The 15,383-nt window shown below is 65.2% G+C and carries 14 protein-coding genes; 1 reads left to right on the top strand and 13 read right to left on the bottom strand.

Translation table 11 applies throughout. The annotated features are described in order from the left end of the window. Positions 1-699: 699 nt before the first annotated feature. The 3 genes from YU9_RS0122175 to YU9_RS0122165 form a co-directional block, all read right to left on the bottom strand. Positions 700-1,707: an Hsp33 family molecular chaperone gene (locus YU9_RS0122175; RefSeq protein ID WP_027574762.1), complete on the bottom strand. Its 1,008-nt coding sequence runs from the start codon at positions 1,705-1,707 to the stop codon at positions 700-702. A 342-nt stretch (positions 1,708-2,049) separates the two neighbouring features. Next, entirely contained in the window at positions 2,050-2,985 is a 936-nt protein-coding gene (argF, locus tag YU9_RS0122170; RefSeq protein ID WP_027574761.1) for an ornithine carbamoyltransferase, read from the bottom strand. Next, complete coding sequence (locus tag YU9_RS0122165) at positions 2,985-4,193, bottom strand: aspartate aminotransferase family protein (protein ID WP_027574760.1); 1,209 nt, start codon at positions 4,191-4,193, stop codon at positions 2,985-2,987. The genes argF and YU9_RS0122165 overlap by 1 nt, the downstream gene beginning before the upstream one ends. A 459-nt stretch (positions 4,194-4,652) precedes the next feature. Here YU9_RS0122165 and YU9_RS0122160 point away from each other — a divergent pair, with 459 nt between their 5' ends. Continuing rightward, positions 4,653-5,165: a GcrA family cell cycle regulator gene (locus tag YU9_RS0122160; protein ID WP_024337097.1), complete on the top strand. Its 513-nt coding sequence runs from the start codon at positions 4,653-4,655 to the stop codon at positions 5,163-5,165. Positions 5,166-5,408: 243 nt separating this feature from the next. On the opposite strand, the gene phoB is transcribed toward YU9_RS0122160, so the two are convergent. The 10 genes from phoB to YU9_RS0122110 form a co-directional block, all read right to left on the bottom strand. Beyond that, entirely contained in the window at positions 5,409-6,116 is a 708-nt protein-coding gene (gene phoB, locus YU9_RS0122155) for a phosphate regulon transcriptional regulator PhoB (RefSeq protein ID WP_008143479.1), read from the bottom strand. A 15-nt stretch (positions 6,117-6,131) separates the two neighbouring features. After that, positions 6,132-6,848, bottom strand: coding sequence for a phosphate signaling complex protein PhoU (gene phoU, locus YU9_RS0122150; RefSeq protein ID WP_027574759.1), 717 nt, complete (start codon positions 6,846-6,848; stop codon positions 6,132-6,134). Positions 6,849-6,859: 11 nt separating this feature from the next. Then, entirely contained in the window at positions 6,860-7,678 is an 819-nt protein-coding gene (gene pstB, locus YU9_RS0122145; RefSeq protein WP_027574758.1) for a phosphate ABC transporter ATP-binding protein PstB, read from the bottom strand. Continuing rightward, on the bottom strand, positions 7,675-8,520 hold the full coding sequence (gene pstA, locus YU9_RS0122140; RefSeq protein WP_027574757.1) for a phosphate ABC transporter permease PstA: 846 nt from the start codon (positions 8,518-8,520) through the stop codon (positions 7,675-7,677). Before pstA ends, pstB begins: the two co-directional genes overlap by 4 nt. A 4-nt stretch (positions 8,521-8,524) precedes the next feature. Beyond that, positions 8,525-9,514 (bottom strand): phosphate ABC transporter permease subunit PstC, encoded by a 990-nt coding sequence (pstC, locus tag YU9_RS0122135; RefSeq protein ID WP_027574756.1) that lies wholly within the window; start codon positions 9,512-9,514, stop codon positions 8,525-8,527. 171 nt (positions 9,515-9,685) lie between these two features. Continuing rightward, positions 9,686-10,699: a phosphate ABC transporter substrate-binding protein PstS gene (pstS, locus tag YU9_RS0122130; protein WP_027574755.1), complete on the bottom strand. Its 1,014-nt coding sequence runs from the start codon at positions 10,697-10,699 to the stop codon at positions 9,686-9,688. 144 nt (positions 10,700-10,843) lie between these two features. After that, entirely contained in the window at positions 10,844-12,142 is a 1,299-nt protein-coding gene (locus tag YU9_RS0122125; RefSeq protein ID WP_027574754.1) for an ATP-binding protein, read from the bottom strand. Between the two features lie 49 nt (positions 12,143-12,191). After that, positions 12,192-13,247, bottom strand: a complete 1,056-nt coding sequence (locus YU9_RS0122120; protein ID WP_027574753.1) for a lysylphosphatidylglycerol synthase domain-containing protein — start codon at positions 13,245-13,247, stop codon at positions 12,192-12,194. Positions 13,248-13,645: 398 nt separating this feature from the next. Continuing rightward, positions 13,646-13,948 carry a hypothetical protein gene (locus tag YU9_RS0122115; protein WP_027574752.1) on the bottom strand — a complete coding sequence of 101 codons (303 nt, stop codon included), beginning with the start codon at positions 13,946-13,948 and terminating at the stop codon, positions 13,646-13,648. 2 nt (positions 13,949-13,950) lie between these two features. Next, complete coding sequence (locus YU9_RS0122110) at positions 13,951-15,345, bottom strand: OmpA family protein (protein ID WP_027574751.1); 1,395 nt, start codon at positions 15,343-15,345, stop codon at positions 13,951-13,953. Positions 15,346-15,383 lie beyond the last annotated feature (38 nt).

Genomic DNA, 15,383 nt, shown 5'->3' with positions numbered 1-15,383 from the left:
CTTAACGCCTATGGGGAAGGCCGGGTGCTGACCTCGCACCCGCGGTCCGCTGCGCGAAAGCACACGCAGGAAGAACCGCACAGCAGCATACAGGTGGTGCCAATCACTCGGCCTTCCCTGCGCGATGGTCGGACGGCTTATGCCGTGCTCTCCCGGGAGCCGAGTTCCTTCTGGCCTCCCTCGCGCCTTGCGAAAGTCACCGACACCGCGCCGGTTGACGCGACTGCCGCCTCCGCAAGAGCTTGACCGTAGCAACGACGGCCAGGACCACACGGTTTTGCCGTACGCACGGCCCGCCATTTCGCCGCAGTTTTCCCAGCCCTGTCGACGGAGCTGCGAAACTTACAGGCGAGACGAACCTGACAGCGCCGNTCGTCNGCACGATGCTNNGGGCTCACGGAGAGCAATCCGCCCTGCCTCAAGCTTTCGCGCCCGACGCTGCTGCGTCCACCGCAAGCCCGGCTCGCGACAATGACGACCACATGATCGCCCCTCAAGACTGAGCCGGGATGGGCGCTACATACGACATTTCCGAATTTCGGTAAAGCGGAATATTTTTGCGCAAGTGGATTGACAGAAGGGCGACACAGGGCACGATGGCGTAGCCCGGATGGAGCGCAGCGCAATCCGGGACAGTGCGGGATGCCGGGCAACCGGCCCCGGATTACGCTTTCGCTCCATCCGGGCTACGGACGTCGATTACGCGCCCTCCGCGCCCGCCTCGTGCGGGATGAATTGGTACACCGACGAGCAGAACTCGCAGGTGACGACGACCTTGTCATCCTTGACCATGGCGGCGCGGTCGTCGGGCGAGAAGCTCTTGAGCATCGAGGCGACCGCATCGCGCGAGCAGGAGCACCGCGCATCGAGAACCTGCGGATTGAACACGCGCACACCGCGCTCGTGGAAGAGGCGGAACAGCAGCCGCTCGCCGGAGAGTTCGGGATCGATCAGCTCGACGTCCTCGACGGTCTCGATCAGTGAGCGCGCCTCGACCCAGGCGTCGTCCTCGGCAACGCTGTGCACCTCGGTGCCTTCGGGCGCATTGCCGGGATGCAGATCGGCCTGCCGCGCGCGCTCCGGCGCCTTGGGCAGAAACTGCATCAGCATGCCGCCCGCGCGCCAGCGATGCTTGCCGCCGTCGCTACTGCGCCACTCCTCGCCGACCGCGAGGCGCACGCGCGTCGGGATCTGCTCGGAGCGCAGGAAATATTCGTGGGCGGCATCTTCCAGGCCGCCGCCGTCGAGCGCGACCAACCCCTGGTAACGACTCATATCGGGGCCCTGGTCGATGGTCATGGCGAGATGACCGCGGCCGAGCAGCGTGCCGGAATCCTTCGCCGTGCCCAGGCGCGGGGCATCGAAGCGGGCATAGGCGCGCAGATGGTCCGGCGCCTTGTAGTCCACCACCAGGAACGACACCGGGCCGTCGGTCTGGGCCTGAAGAATGAAGCGGCCCTCGAATTTCAGCGCCGAGCCGAGCAGCGTCGCCAGCACAATGGCCTCGCCGAGCAGCTTGCCGACCGGCGCCGGATAGTCGTGCTTGGTGAGAATGTCGTCCAGCGTCGGACCAAGCCGCACCAGGCGCCCGCGCACGTCGAGCGCGTCGATTTCGTAAGGCAGCACGGCGTCGTCGATCGGAACCGCCGAAGGTGCGCGAACCGGGCCCTCAGGCCCGGTGTTCATGTCAGGGGATTGGAAAACCATGGCGCTTTATCTGGGGTCGGAGAGTGGGGAATGGAAGGGGGCGAGAGGCGGGCATGTTCCGGATGCAAGTGAGTTGTACCAAGCCGCCTCAAATTCGGTGTCGTCCCGGACAAGCGTAAGCGCCGATCCGGGACCCATCACCACAGGATTACGTCACAACGCGAGATGGCAACTCCGAGTCATCGCCACACGACGTTCTGTGGCTATGGGTCCCGGATCGGCGCGCGCTTTTGGCGCGCTTGTCCGGGACGACGGCCGCGTATGAGGCGAGGCCTATCCTACACTCTCATTGTCGTCACCGGGACGACAGCGGTTTGTGGCCGGCGTGATGCCAGCCAATACCTACTTCACCGCGTCAAAGCACCAGGCCAGAATGCCCTTCTGCGCATGCAGGCGGTTTTCGGCCTCGTCGAACACGACCGATTGCGGACCGTCGATCACTTCATCCGTGACCTCCTCGCCGCGATGGGCCGGCAGGCAGTGCATGAACAGCGCATCGGGCTTGGCCAGCGACATCAGCTTGGCATTGACCTGGTAGGGCTTGAGCACGTTGTGACGGTGCTCGCCCTCCTTGTCGCCCATCGACACCCAGGTGTCGGTGACGACGCAGTCGGCGCCGCGCACGGCGGCTTCCGGATCGGTGCCGAGCACGATCGGCGCGCCCGACGCCTTGATCCAGTCGCGCATCGCCTTTTTCGGCGCGAGCTCGGGCGGTGTCGCGACGTTGAGCTGGAACTTGAAGCGCTCGGCGGCGTGCGCCCACGACGCCAGCACGTTGTTGTCGTCGCCGGTCCAGGCCACCGTCTTGCCCTCGATCGGGCCGCGATGCTCCTCATAGGTCATGAGGTCGGCCATCACCTGGCAGGGATGCGAGCGCCGCGTCAGGCCGTTGATGACGGGCACGGTGGCGTTGGCCGCAAGCTCCAGCAGCGCATCGTGATTGAGGATGCGGATCATGATGGCGTCGACATAGCGTGACAGCACCCGCGCGGTGTCGGCGATGGTCTCGCCGCGGCCGAGCTGCATCTCGGCGCCGGTGAGCATGATCGCCTCGCCGCCGAGCTGGCGCATGCCGACGTCGAACGAGACGCGGGTGCGGGTCGAGGGGCGCTCGAAGATCATCGCCAGCGTCTTGCCTTCGAGCGGCCTGACCGGCTGTTGCGCCTTCTGCTTCGCCTTCATGGCGGAAGAGGCGGCGAGCATGCTCTTGAGCTCCGACAGCGGCAGCTCGTTGATGTCCAAAAAGTGCTTTGGAGTCTTGTTGGGCGTCTTGCTCATCAGCTTGCCGCCCGCTTGGTTTGGCTGGACGAGATCGCAGTGCAGGCGCGCTCTAACCGCCCGACGCTGTCCTCGATCTCCGCCTCGGTGACAATCAACGGTGGCAGGAAGCGCACGACATTGTCGCCGGCCCCGACCGTGAGCAGTTTTTCGGCGCGCAGCGCCGCGACGAGATCGCCCGAGGGCACCACGGCCTTGATGCCGATCAGGAGGCCCTCGCCGCGCACCTCGCTGACGACATCGGGATGACGGTCGATCACGGAGGCGAGCTTCTGCTTCAGCAGCAGCGACATCTTCTGCACGTGATCGAAGAAGCCGGGCTTGAGCATGACGTCGAGCACGGCGTTCGCAGCCGAGATGGCGAGCGGATTGCCGCCGAAGGTCGAGCCGTGGGAGCCCGGCCCCATGCCAGCGGCCGCCTCCGCGGTCGCGAGCACCGCGCCGATCGGGAAGCCGCCGCCGAGTGCCTTGGCGAGCGACATCACGTCAGGTGTGACGCCCGTGCGCCTGTAGGCGAAGAGATCGCCGGCGCGCCCCATGCCGGTCTGCACCTCGTCGAAGGCGAGCAGCAGGCCCTTCTCGTCACAGAGCTGTCGCAGCGCCTTGAGGAAAGCGGGCGTTGCCGAGCGCACGCCACCCTCGCCCTGGATCGGCTCGATCAGGATACCGGCCGTCTGCGGACCGATCGCCTTCTTCACGGCGTCGAGGTCGCCATGCGGGACCTGATCGAAACCATCCATCGGCGGGCCGAAACCTTCGAGATATTTTGCCGAGCCAGTCGCGGCGAGCGTCGCCAGCGTCCGGCCGTGGAAGGCGCCCTCGAAGGTGATGATGCGGTAGCGCTCCGGATGTCCCTTGGAGAAGTGATGGTGGCGCACCAGCTTGATCACGCCTTCCAGCGCCTCGGCGCCGGAATTGCAGAAGAACACGAAGTCCGCAAAGCTTTCCTTGCACAGACGCGCGGCGAGCTTCTCGCCGTCCGGGCTCTGGAACAGGTTCGACATGTGCCAGAGCTTCGTCGCCTGCTCCTGCAATGCCTTGACCAGGGCGGGATGAGCGTGGCCGAGCGCATTCACCGCCACGCCCGAGGTGAAATCGAGATAACGATCGCCATTGGTCGCGATCAGCCAGCAGCCTTCGCCGCGCTCGAAACCGAGGTCGGCCCTGGCGAAAACGGGGAGCAAATGCGGCGCGGCGCTGTCAGTCATGACGTCACTTGAATGTTGCGGACGGTGTGAGACGTGCATTGCGCAACGCACCATCGACCGGCCCCGGAAAACGAAACGTGCCGCCTTTTAAGGGCGGCACGTCAGACTATCTTATGCTTGGCAAGACGGGTGTCAATGCCGCCCGGAAAGCCTCGCGAAACGCTGAATCCGTAGTCTTGCGGTGCCGATTTTGCGGGTTTTCACCACGGAACATGTGGAAGCGAGTCGGCGGACTCTTGCGCGGGAGTCACGCCATATTGTAGCGTTTGGATTGTCAGATACGACATCTCGTGCAGCGGTTCTGATCCCAAGAGTCCTCATGTACCGGCGTAAACGTTCGGGCGTCTTGAGCGCGCCCGGCGAGCCTTAAGGGATTCGGGCGGCACGGGTTTTTCAAGGCTTCAGGCATTCGCTGCGAAGGCCCCAGGATGGCAGGCGCGCAGCGAGGGAAAGGGTGCAATGACGGTTTTGACCTGGTCCGATGATCGCGTCGAGCAGCTGAAAAAGCTCTGGGAGGCCGGACTTTCCGCCAGCCAGATCGCGGCGGAGCTCGGCAATGTGACCCGCAATGCCGTGATCGGCAAAGTGCATCGGCTCGGTCTGTCCGGCCGCGCCAAGAGCCCTTCATCGGCAGCGCCCCGGCCGCGCAAGGCGCGGCCCGCGCAGCACATGATGCGGGTGACCCGCCCCGTCGCGCGCGGCAACACCGCGCTGGCGCAGGCCTTCGAGGTCGAGGTGGAGGCCGAACCTGTCACCTACGACAACGTGGTGCCGATGAGCCAGCGGCTGTCGCTGCTGGAATTGAACGAGGCGACCTGCCACTGGCCGGTCGGCGATCCCTCGAGCCCGGATTTCTTCTTCTGCGGCGGCAAGGCGCTCTCCGGCCTGCCCTACTGCGCCCAGCATTCGCGCGTGGCCTATCAGCCCGCAGCGGATCGCCGTCGCGCGCCGGCGAAGCCGGGCACGCGGTGAGTTTATTGATCTAGCTGACTGCAGCCCTCACACGATGACGGCTCAACATATCCGGTGTCGTCCCGGACAAGCGCGCCAAAGCGCGCGCAGATCCGGGACACATAACCACCGCAAGATGTGGTTACGGGGACTCGAAGTTGCCTTTTCGCAAAACAATCACGCGCTGTGAGTATGGGTCCGGATCTGCGCTGACGCTTGTCCGGGACGACAGCTGAGTGTGTCGCCACAGCTCGCAAAAACCCCTTACGTCTGCTCCGCCTTCGCGAAGCGATCGTCCAGCGCATAGCCGGCGCCGCGGACGGTGCGGATCGGGTCCTGCTCGCGGCCGAGATTGAGCAGCTTGCGCAGGCGGCCGATATGGACGTCGACGGTGCGCTCGTCGATGTAGATGTCGCGGCCCCAGACGCTGTCGAGCAGCTGCTCGCGCGAGAACACGCGGCCGGGATGCTCCAGGAAGAACTCCAAGAGGCGATATTCGGTCGGGCCGAGATCGATCGGCCGGCCCGAGCGCGCCACGCGGCGCTTGTCGCGATCGAGCTCGATATCGCCATAGGCGAGCACGGTGGCGAGCCGCTCGGGGCTCGCGCGCCGCAAGAGGCCCTTCACACGCGCGAGCAGCTCCGGCACCGAGAACGGCTTGACGATGTAGTCGTCGGCGCCGGTCGCAAGTCCGCGTACCCGCTCGCTCTCCTCGCCGCGCGCGGTGAGCATGATGATCGGCAGCTGCTTGGTCTCGGGGCGGGTCCGAAGCCGCCGGCACAGCTCGATACCTGACAGGCCCGGCAGCATCCAGTCGAGCACGATCAGATCGGGAATGTGCTCCTTGAGGCGGGTGTCGGCGTCGTCGCCGCGCATCACCGTCTCGACGTCATAGCCGTCGCCTTCGAGGTTGTAGCGGAGAAGCTCGGTGAGAGCTTCCTCGTCCTCAACCACCATAATGCGTGCGCCCATGTTGTCGTCGCTCCCTTAGGTATTCGGCACCGTCGTGGCGAAGGTCGTCATGTCGCCCTTCGGCCGCTTGTCGGTGATCGCCTGGCCTTCGATCATGTAGAACACGGTCTCGGCGATGTTGGTGGCGTGGTCGCCGATCCGCTCGATGTTCTTGGCGCAGAACATCAGATGGATGCAGAACGAGATGTTGCGCGGGTCTTCCATCATATAGGTGAGGAGCTCGCGGAACAGCGAGGTGCAGATCGCATCGACTTCCTCGTCGCCCTTCCACACCGCCATTGCCGCCGGCAGATCGTGCGCGGCGTAGGCGTCCAGCACCGACTTGACCTGCTGCTGCACGAGGTCGGTCATGTGTTCCAGGCCGCGGAACAGCTTGAGCGGATGGAAATCCGTCTCCAGCGCCGCGACGCGCTTGCCCATGTTCTTGGCGAGATCGCCGATGCGCTCGAGATCGGTCGCGACGCGCATGGCGCCGACGATCTCGCGCAGGTCGACCGCCATCGGCTGGCGGCGGGCGATGGTGAGCACGGCGCGCTCCTCGATGCGCTTCTGCAGCGCGTCGAGCTCGGCGTCGGTGGCGACGACGCGCTGGCCCAGCGCGACGTCACGGCGGATCAGCGCATCGACGGAATCGACGATCATGCGCTCGGCGATGCCGCCCATCTCGGCGACCAGGCGGGTGAGCTCCTGGAGGTCGGTGTCGAAAGCCTTTGCGGTATGTTCAGAACCCATGTTCCGTCTCCTCAGCCGAACCGGCCGGTGATGTAATCCTGCGTCCGCCGGTCGCTCGGCGACGTGAAGATCTTGCTGGTGTCGTCGAACTCGATCAACTCGCCGAGATACATGAAGGCGGTCTTGTCGGAGACGCGCGCCGCCTGCTGCATGTTGTGGGTGACGATCGCGATCGTGTAGTTCTCGGACAATTCCTGGATCAGCTCCTCGACCTTGGCGGTCGAGATCGGGTCGAGCGCCGAGCAGGGCTCGTCGAACAAGATCACCTCGGGCCGCACCGCGACGGTGCGGGCGATGCAGAGGCGCTGCTGCTGGCCGCCGGAGAGCGACAGGCCGGAGGCATTGAGCTTGTCCTTGACCTCGTTCCACAGCGCGCCGCCGCGCAGCGCCTTCTCGACACGGTCATCCATCTCCGGCTTCGAGATCTTCTCATAGAGACGAATGCCAAAGGCGATGTTCTCATAGATCGTCATCGGGAACGGCGTCGGCTTCTGGAACACCATGCCGACGCGGGCGCGCAGAAGGTTGAGATCCAGCTTGGGGTCGAGGATGTTGGTGTGGTCGAGCAGCAGCTGGCCGGTGGCGCGCTGGCCCGGATAGAGATCGTACATCCTGTTGAAGATGCGCAGCAGGGTCGACTTGCCGCAACCGGACGGGCCGATGAACGCCGTGACACGGTTGGTGCCGAGCGCCAGGTTGATGTTCTTCAGCGCGTGGTGCTCACCGTAGTAGAAATTCAGGTTGCGCGCGGTGACCTTGGCGGGCGCCTCGGGCAGCGGCTGCGAACCGGGATGAACGGTCGCGCTCACGGAAACAGACATTTCACTCATTTTGCAGTCCTCTCGGCGCCGATGATGCGCGCGCCAATGTTCAGGGCAAGCACGGTCAGGGTGATCAGCAGCGCGCCGCTCCAGGCGAGTTGCTTCCAGTAGGCGTAGGGGCTCTGCACGAAGTTGTTGATGGTGACCGGCAGGTTGGCCATCGTCTTGTTCAGGCCGAGGCTGAAGAACTGGTTCGACAGCGCGGTGAACAGCAGCGGCGCGGTCTCGCCGGCGACGCGGGCGGTAGCGAGCAGCACGCCGGTGATGAGGCCGGAGCGCGCGGCCCGATAGGCGATCCGCTTGATCACCAGCGAGCGCGGCAGGCCCAGAGCGCTGGCGGCTTCGCGCAGCGGATTCGGCACCAGCAGCAGCATGTCTTCCGTAGTGCGCACCACGACCGGGATCACGATGACCGCGAGCGCGAGGCTGCCTGCGATCGCCGAGAAGCCGCGCATCGGCACCACCACGGCGCCGTAGATGAACAGGCCGATGATGATCGAGGGCGCCGACAAGAGGATGTCGTTGATGAAGCGGATCACCGAGGTCAGCTTGTCGTTGCGGCCATATTCGGCGAGATAGGTGCCGGCGAACAGGCCGAGCGGCGCGCCGATGCCGACGCCGATCACGGTCATGATCAGCGAGCCGACGATGGCGTTGAGCAGGCCGCCCTCGGTCGAGCCCGGCGGCGGCGTGTTCTCGGTGAAGACCTGAAGATTCAGGCCGGCCAGGCCGTTGTAAAGCAGCGTGATCAGGATCAGCGCGAGCCAGGTGACGCCGAAGGCGGCGGCTGCGATGCAGAGCCCGCGGATGATAATGTCCCAGCGGCGGCGGCGTGAATAGATCGGGTTCATGGCTTCACTTCCCGGCCTTGGTTTCCAGGCGCATCAGCATCAGCCGCGCGGCCGCGAGCACAAAGAACGTCAGCACGAACAGGAGCAGGCCGAGCAGGATCAGGCCGGACTGATGCAGGCCGTCGCTCTCGGCGAACTCGGATGCGATCGCCGCCGAGATCGTGGTGCCCGGGGCGAAGATCGACGAGGAGATGCGGAACGAGTTGCCGATGATGAAGGTCACCGCCATGGTCTCGCCGAGGGCGCGGCCCAGCGCCAGCATGACGCCGCCGATGATGCCGACGCGGGTGTAGGGGATCACCACGCTGCGAACGACCTCCCAGGTGGTGCAGCCGACGCCGTAGGCGGCTTCCTTCAGCACCGGCGGCACCGTCTTGAACACGTCGACCGAGATCGAGGTGATGAAGGGCAGCACCATGATGGCAAGGATCAGCGCGGCGTTGAACAGGCTGAGATAGGACGGGGGCCCCGCGAAGATCGCCCCCAGCACGGGAACGCCGTCGAAGACGCGGATCATGAAGGGCTGGAAGGTGTTGGCCAGGAACGGGCCCAGCACGAAGAAGCCCCACATGCCGTAGATGATCGAGGGAATGCCGGCGAGCAGCTCGACCGCTATGCCGATCGGGCGGCGCAGCCATTGCGGGCAGAGCTCGGTGAGGAAGATCGCAATGCCGAGACCGACGGGAATGGCAATCAGCATCGCGATGAAGGAGGTGACGAGTGTGCCGTACATCGGCCCGAGCGCGCCGAGCACCGGCGGATCCGCCGAGGGCGCCCAGCGCTGCGTCCACAGGAAGGAGATGCCGTATTCCTTCATCGCCGGGAACGCACCGACGATCAGCGAGATGATGATGCCGCCGAGGATCAGCAGCACCGAGATCGCGGACAGCCGCGTGATCCAGTAGAAGGTGACATCGCCGAGCTTGAACGCGCTCAAGGCCTTGGCGCGGTCATACGGTCCGGCGTCGTCGATTACATCGCTCTGAACGGCCATCTCTGCCACGCCGATCCCCTGTACCCGTTATATACGCTTGTTTTTGGTCTCGTGCCCCGGATGCGGTGCAGCGCGTAGCGATGCGCCGCATCCGGGGCCTAGCGCTTGTGGGTCCCGGCTCTGCGCCGCAGCGTTGCACGCTGCAGCGCGTCCGGGACACGAGAGCCTTACTTAGCTCTTGATCTCGGCAGCCCAGGTCTTCTCGATCAGCTGGACGACGCTGTCCGGCATCGGGATGTAGTCGAGCTCCTCGGCCGCCTTGCCGCCGTTCTTGAAGGCCCAGCGGAAGAACTTGATGGCTTCCTGCGAGGCCGCCTTGTCGGTGGCTTCCTTGTGCATGAGGATGAAGGTCGCCGCGGTGATCGGCCAGGACTTGTCGCCGGGCTGGTCGGTCAGGATGACGTAGTAGCCGGGCGCCTTGGCCCAGTCGGCGTTGGAGGCGGCCGCCTGGAAGGCTTCGACGGTCGGCTGCACCGGCTTGCCGGCCTTGTTGACGAGACCGGTGTAGGTCAGCTTGTTCTGCTTGGCATAGGCGTACTCGACATAGCCGATCGAGTTCTTGGTCTGGCTGATGTTGCCCGACACGCCTTCGTTGCCCTTGGCGCCGACGCCGACCGGCCATTCGACCGCGGTGCCCTCACCGACCTTGCTCTTCCAGTCCGCGCTGGCCTTGGAGAGGTAGTTGGTAAAGTTGAAGGTGGTGCCCGAACCGTCCGAACGGCGGACCACAGTGATCGCCTCCGACGGCAGCTTCACGTTCGGATTGAGCTTCTTGATCGCGGCATCATCCCACTTGGTGATCTTGCCGAGATAGACGTTGGCCAGGGTCTCGCCGTCGAACACCATCTCGCCAGGCTTCACGCCCTCGATGTTGACGACGGGGACGATGGCGCCCATCACCATCGGCCACTGGACGAGGCCGTCCTTCTCGAGCTGCTCGGCCTTGAGCGGCGCGTCGCTGGCGCCGAAGGTCACGGTCTTGGCCTGGATCTGCTTGATGCCGCCGCCGGAGCCGATCGACTGATAGTTCAGACCGTTGCCGGTTTCCTTTTTGTAGGCGTCAGCCCACTTCGAATAGATCGGGAACGGGAACGTCGCGCCGGCACCCGTGATGTCGGCCGCAAAGGCTGCCGTCGTCGATGCGGCGACCAAGCCAGCAGCGACGATAGTTTTGAGGAAATTCATGCTGGTCTCCATACAGGGGAGCGAAGCGCCATCCGCGCCCGATCGCGCTCCCCGCGCCGCCCCTTTAGGAGCGGTCGGCTGTGCTTTTACGAAGGTTTCGTGACAGCTGGATGACACTCTCAAGCGCTTGGAATCGCTTGAGTTTCAGGCCTGCACCGGTGTCTTCGCCTGGGGAAAACAGGCTGTGAAAGTGGCACCCTGCCGGGGCACGCTTTCGATCAGGAGCCGGCCCCGATGGCGGTTAAGAATATGTTTCACCAGCGATAATCCGAGCCCCGTGCCGCCCTGCGAGCGGCTGTCGCCGACGTCGACCCGGTAGAACCGCTCGGTCAGCCGCGGCAGGTGCTCGGGCGCAATGCCGGGGCCGAAATCGCGGACCATGACCCGGATTTCCTGAGTTCCATCAGTGGCGGCGCTTGATGTCAGCGACACGATGACGCGTCCGCCCGAGGCGCCGTATTTGAGCGCATTCTCGATCAGGTTCTCGAACAGGCGGAGCAGCTCCTCGCAGTCGCCCGCGATCATCACCGGCGGCTCCGGCAGATGGATTTCCACCTCGACCTGGCGCTCGCGCGCCAGCGGCTCGAGCCCGTCGGCGACCTGGCGGATGATCGGCACGAGATCAACCAGGGTGTCGGGCCGGACATGGGCCGACAGCTCGACCCGCGACAGCGACAAGAGATCGTCGATCAGGCGCGCCATGCGGGTGGCCTGGTTGTGCATGATGCCGAGGAAGCGCTCGCGCGCCTTGGGATCGTCCTTGGCCTGGCCCTGGAGCGTGTCGATGAAGCCCGACAGCGCGGCCAGCGGCGTGCGCAGCTCGTGGCTGGCATTGGCGACGAAGTCGGCGCGCATCTCCTCGACCCGGCGCAGCGGCGTCTGGTCGTGGAAGGTCATCAGCATGCATTTGTCGGCGCCGCCGAACGAGGTCGGCACCGGCACCGGCGTGATCATGAGCTCCATCCAGCGATCGACCGGAACATGGTCGAGATAGGTCGCGCGCCGCGGCTCCGTGGTCGCGATCGCCTCGCGCAGCGCCGTGATGATCTCCGGGGAGCGGAGCGCGAACTGAGCGAGCTCGTTCCTCCGCAGCGCCGGCGCGAGCTGGGCGGCGGCGGCATTGAGGTGGATGACGCGGCCGGCGCGGTCGAGCAGCACCGCCGGATCCGGCATGCCGGCGACCACCGCGGCCACCGCCGCGCTCTCGACCGGGTTGATGCGCCTGACGTCGTCACGGGAGGCCGCGGGATCGTGCAGCCGCCACGGGATCAGGGCAGCTGCTGCGATGCAGAGGAAGACGATGGCGGCGTGCAGCGCCGACAATTCGCCGAGCGAGACCACGACGGACAGCGCCAGCGCCGCGGCGATCAGGATGATGGTCGAGTGCCGCAGCCGGTCGGACCAGGGCTGGGCGGAGGGAGAAGATGGGGCGTCGATCGCCATCGGGGCGGGCTTCTCCTGGGGGACTTGTGTCCTAAGGACTTGGCACTGGTCAGGCGCCGCTGTCGCTGCGCTCTCTCACATAGGCGGCTTCAGGCGCCGGGCCAGGGTCCAGCTTGAGCGCCGCCTGTTGCAAGCGCTTCGATCGCGCGCCGATGATAACTTCGCGAAACGTCAACAAGATTACAGATAGGACGAAGGGAGACAGATAATAGAGGACGCGGAACAGCAGCATGCCGCCGAGCAGCTCCTCCCGGTCCATCTGCCAGAGGCCGACCAGCATGGCGGCGTCGAACACGCCGAGGCCCCCGGGCGAATGGCTGGCGAAGCCGAGCAGGGTCGCCGAGACGAAGATCACCGCGACCACAACGAAACCGAGATTGGGCTCGTCCGGGACCAGCACGTACATCGCCAGCGCGCAGAAACCGAGATCGACGATGCCGATCACGATCTGGAGCAGCGTCAGCGGCCCGCCGGGCAGCACCACGGTCCAGGGGCCGCGGCCGACCACCCGCGGCTGGGTCCAGACCCAGACCACGTAGCCGACCAGCGCCACGATGATCATCAGCGCCAGCGTCCGGTTCAGCCAGGGCGGCAGCTGGTCGATCGAGGCAGCGGCCTCCGGATGGTAGGAGATGCCGAGGCCGAGCACGGCAGCATTACCCAGCCAGAAAGTCAGGCCGGCGAGGAAGCAGATTTTTGCGACGTCGATCGCGTTCAGCCCGTAGGCTGAATAGATGCGGTAGCGCACCGCGCCGCCGGTGAAGACGGATGCGCCGACATTGTGTCCGATCGAATAGCTGGTGAAGGCCGCGAGCGCGTTGATGCGATAAGGCACATGGCTATGGCCGATCGCGCGCGTGGCGAACAGGTCGTAGAAGGTCAGCGTGAAATAGCCGGCGGCCACGAACAGCGCTGCCATCGCAATCTGGCTCGGCTCGGTGCTCTTGATCGCTTCGAGGACCTCGTTGAAATCGATGCCGCGCAGCATGTGGTAGAGCACATAGCAAGCGATGCCGATGACCGCGATGCTGATCACAACTCCAAGCTTATGCAGGATTTGCTTCTGGCGCAGAAACGTCATCGCCCTGCGTATGGCTTCCAGCATCTAGACCTCGAACAACGCTTCAGCGGCCAGGGTGGCCGGCGGACAGGCGGACGACGCGCAGGCACTCAAGAACCCTCACCGCCGGCTCCGGCATCGCGCATGCCCCCTGCCCCTCCAGTAGCGCGTTTTCGAGCGAAGTGGAATTCGCCAATTCGAACAAAAACACGTGCTTTCAATATTTTAGGCAGGGTTACGGCTCCTGGGGCACGGTTTGGCGCTTTCGGCGGCAAGGCTTGACGCGAATCTCCTTGGCAATCCTGCGCAGACGCCATGAAGTTTTGATGATTTCGACGGCACAATGTTCCGTCACGACTTAAGCCGACGTCAATCTATGGGGCACGTCTGCCTGTTGAAAGAGATGATCGAAGCGGCCGGTCACGTGAGGGTGCACGGCAACATCACACAGCGGCTGGCGGCGCGGTGCGCGAGACCACCCGGTCGCGCAACCAGGCGCCGATGGTGCAGCCGACGAGATAGCACGCGAACATGATCAAGCCGAGGTCGAGCCAATAGCCGAAACGACCGGGGACCACATGGGTGAGCGAAGCTGCAACCAGACCCGCGGCAAGCGCGGCGAGCCACCGCGCGGTGACCTTCGAGGTGCCGTTGCCGCGCTGGACCACCGAGATCCAGCCCATGCAAAAGCCCAGCAGCAGCGAGCCGATCAGCCAGCCCAGATGGAACGAGACGAGATAGGGCATCGTCACCTCACCAGAAATTCGATGCGGCGGTTCTGCGCCTTGCCTTCATCGGTGTCGTTGCCGGCGACGGGCTGCGTGCTGCCATGGCCGACCGCGGTGAAGCGGCTGGCGGGCAGGCCGGCCTTGACCAGGTAGTCGATCACCGCCTGCGCGCGCTTTTCCGAGAGAGCCTGATTGAAGGCGTCCTCGCCGTCGGCGTCGGTATGCCCGGCGACCTCGATATTGGTGGTGGGGCAGCGCAGCGCCGTCTCGATGAGACGATCGAGGATGCCGGCCGAGTCAGGATCGATCTCCGCGCGCTTGGCCGCGAAGCGGATCTTGCCCTTGGTCAGGAGCTCCGAGAACAATTGCTGGCACACGGTGCCGTCGACCGGGCCTGCCGCCGGCTTCACGGTGATTTCCGGCTTGTACTGCCAGTTCTTCGGGAAGTCCTTGCCGAGGCCTGCGCGGATGTCGTTGGCGGCTCCTTCGTAGAGCGCATCACCCGACAGCTTCACCTCGCGGTCGGAGACGACGAGCGTGCCGGTCGAGAGCCGCGACAGCGCGCCGAGCGCGGCGACGACCGCCGTGTTGAAGGAGCCGGGTGCGCCGATGCTGGCCTTGAGATTGTCGACGACCTTCTCGGTGAAGAACTTTCGCGACGCGCTGGTGGCGATCGCCGCGTGGACGTTGTTGTCGGGGACATAGCCGGTCAGCGTCACCGTCGCCGCCACCGGATCCTTGTAGGCCTGGAAGATATAGGGCGGCGCCTTGATCTCGTTGGCGGCAATCGAAAAACCCTCCGGCAGGTTCTTCAGTGCGGCCGCAATCGCCTCGCGGCCGCCGAGCTCGCGCGCCATGCCCGACAGATTGACCTTGGTGTCCGTTATCGTGATCTTGCCGTCCTTGAGCTTGCCGATCTGATCCAGCAACAGCATCGCGGCGGCCTCGAACCGAGGCGGCGCGCCGCGGGCCAGCCCCATCTGGTCGGCCACCTCGACGCCGCCGACCTCCTTGCGGGCAGCCTCGGTCAGCCGGGCCTTCATCGACGGCAAGGGCGCGGAGCCTGACAGCGTCACCCGCACCACGTCGCGCTCGGCGTTCCAGACGAAGGGCTTGGCCTCAGGAACAAGGCGCGTCCGGTCGTCGACCAGCCGCACGCCGGGAACGGTTTCGACCGCCGTAACGGCGTCGCGGCGTCCCTCCTCGGAGAAGGCGTCCGCGGCCAGGCTGACATCGCGGCCATCGACCGCGATGCGGGTCTTGTCCAGGACGGTGTCCTTCAACGCACCCGAGCTGCGGGCCGACAGATCGGCCTCGACCGGTAAGGTATTATTCCAGGCCGCAAATCCCCACATGACGGCCAGGGGGATCAGCCCCGGCCACCATTTGCTGGCCCACCTGAAAAGCTTCTGCATTCGACGACCCGAACTCTGGAAACGGAGACAAAACAAAC

Origin of the sequence: Bradyrhizobium sp. WSM1743 (genome assembly GCF_000473065.1) — a bacterium.
Classification (GTDB): Bacteria; Pseudomonadota; Alphaproteobacteria; order Rhizobiales; family Xanthobacteraceae; genus Bradyrhizobium.
Note: the sequence above shows the minus strand (reverse complement) of the source record. Positions and strands in the feature narration are given on the sequence as shown.

Coding starts and splice junctions, on each gene's coding strand:
- YU9_RS0122175 (WP_027574762.1), bottom strand. CDS start 1,707: ATGGTTTTCCAATCCCCTGACATGAACACCGGGCCTGAGGGCCCGGTT.
- argF (WP_027574761.1), bottom strand. CDS start 2,985: ATGAGCAAGACGCCCAACAAGACTCCAAAGCACTTTTTGGACATCAAC.
- YU9_RS0122165 (WP_027574760.1), bottom strand. CDS start 4,193: ATGACTGACAGCGCCGCGCCGCATTTGCTCCCCGTTTTCGCCAGGGCC.
- YU9_RS0122160 (WP_024337097.1), top strand. CDS start 4,653: ATGACGGTTTTGACCTGGTCCGATGATCGCGTCGAGCAGCTGAAAAAG.
- phoB (WP_008143479.1), bottom strand. CDS start 6,116: ATGGGCGCACGCATTATGGTGGTTGAGGACGAGGAAGCTCTCACCGAG.
- phoU (WP_027574759.1), bottom strand. CDS start 6,848: ATGGGTTCTGAACATACCGCAAAGGCTTTCGACACCGACCTCCAGGAG.
- pstB (WP_027574758.1), bottom strand. CDS start 7,678: ATGAGTGAAATGTCTGTTTCCGTGAGCGCGACCGTTCATCCCGGTTCG.
- pstA (WP_027574757.1), bottom strand. CDS start 8,520: ATGAACCCGATCTATTCACGCCGCCGCCGCTGGGACATTATCATCCGC.
- pstC (WP_027574756.1), bottom strand. CDS start 9,514: ATGGCCGTTCAGAGCGATGTAATCGACGACGCCGGACCGTATGACCGC.
- pstS (WP_027574755.1), bottom strand. CDS start 10,699: ATGAATTTCCTCAAAACTATCGTCGCTGCTGGCTTGGTCGCCGCATCG.
- YU9_RS0122125 (WP_027574754.1), bottom strand. CDS start 12,142: ATGGCGATCGACGCCCCATCTTCTCCCTCCGCCCAGCCCTGGTCCGAC.
- YU9_RS0122120 (WP_027574753.1), bottom strand. CDS start 13,247: ATGCTGGAAGCCATACGCAGGGCGATGACGTTTCTGCGCCAGAAGCAA.
- YU9_RS0122115 (WP_027574752.1), bottom strand. CDS start 13,948: ATGCCCTATCTCGTCTCGTTCCATCTGGGCTGGCTGATCGGCTCGCTG.
- YU9_RS0122110 (WP_027574751.1), bottom strand. CDS start 15,345: ATGCAGAAGCTTTTCAGGTGGGCCAGCAAATGGTGGCCGGGGCTGATC.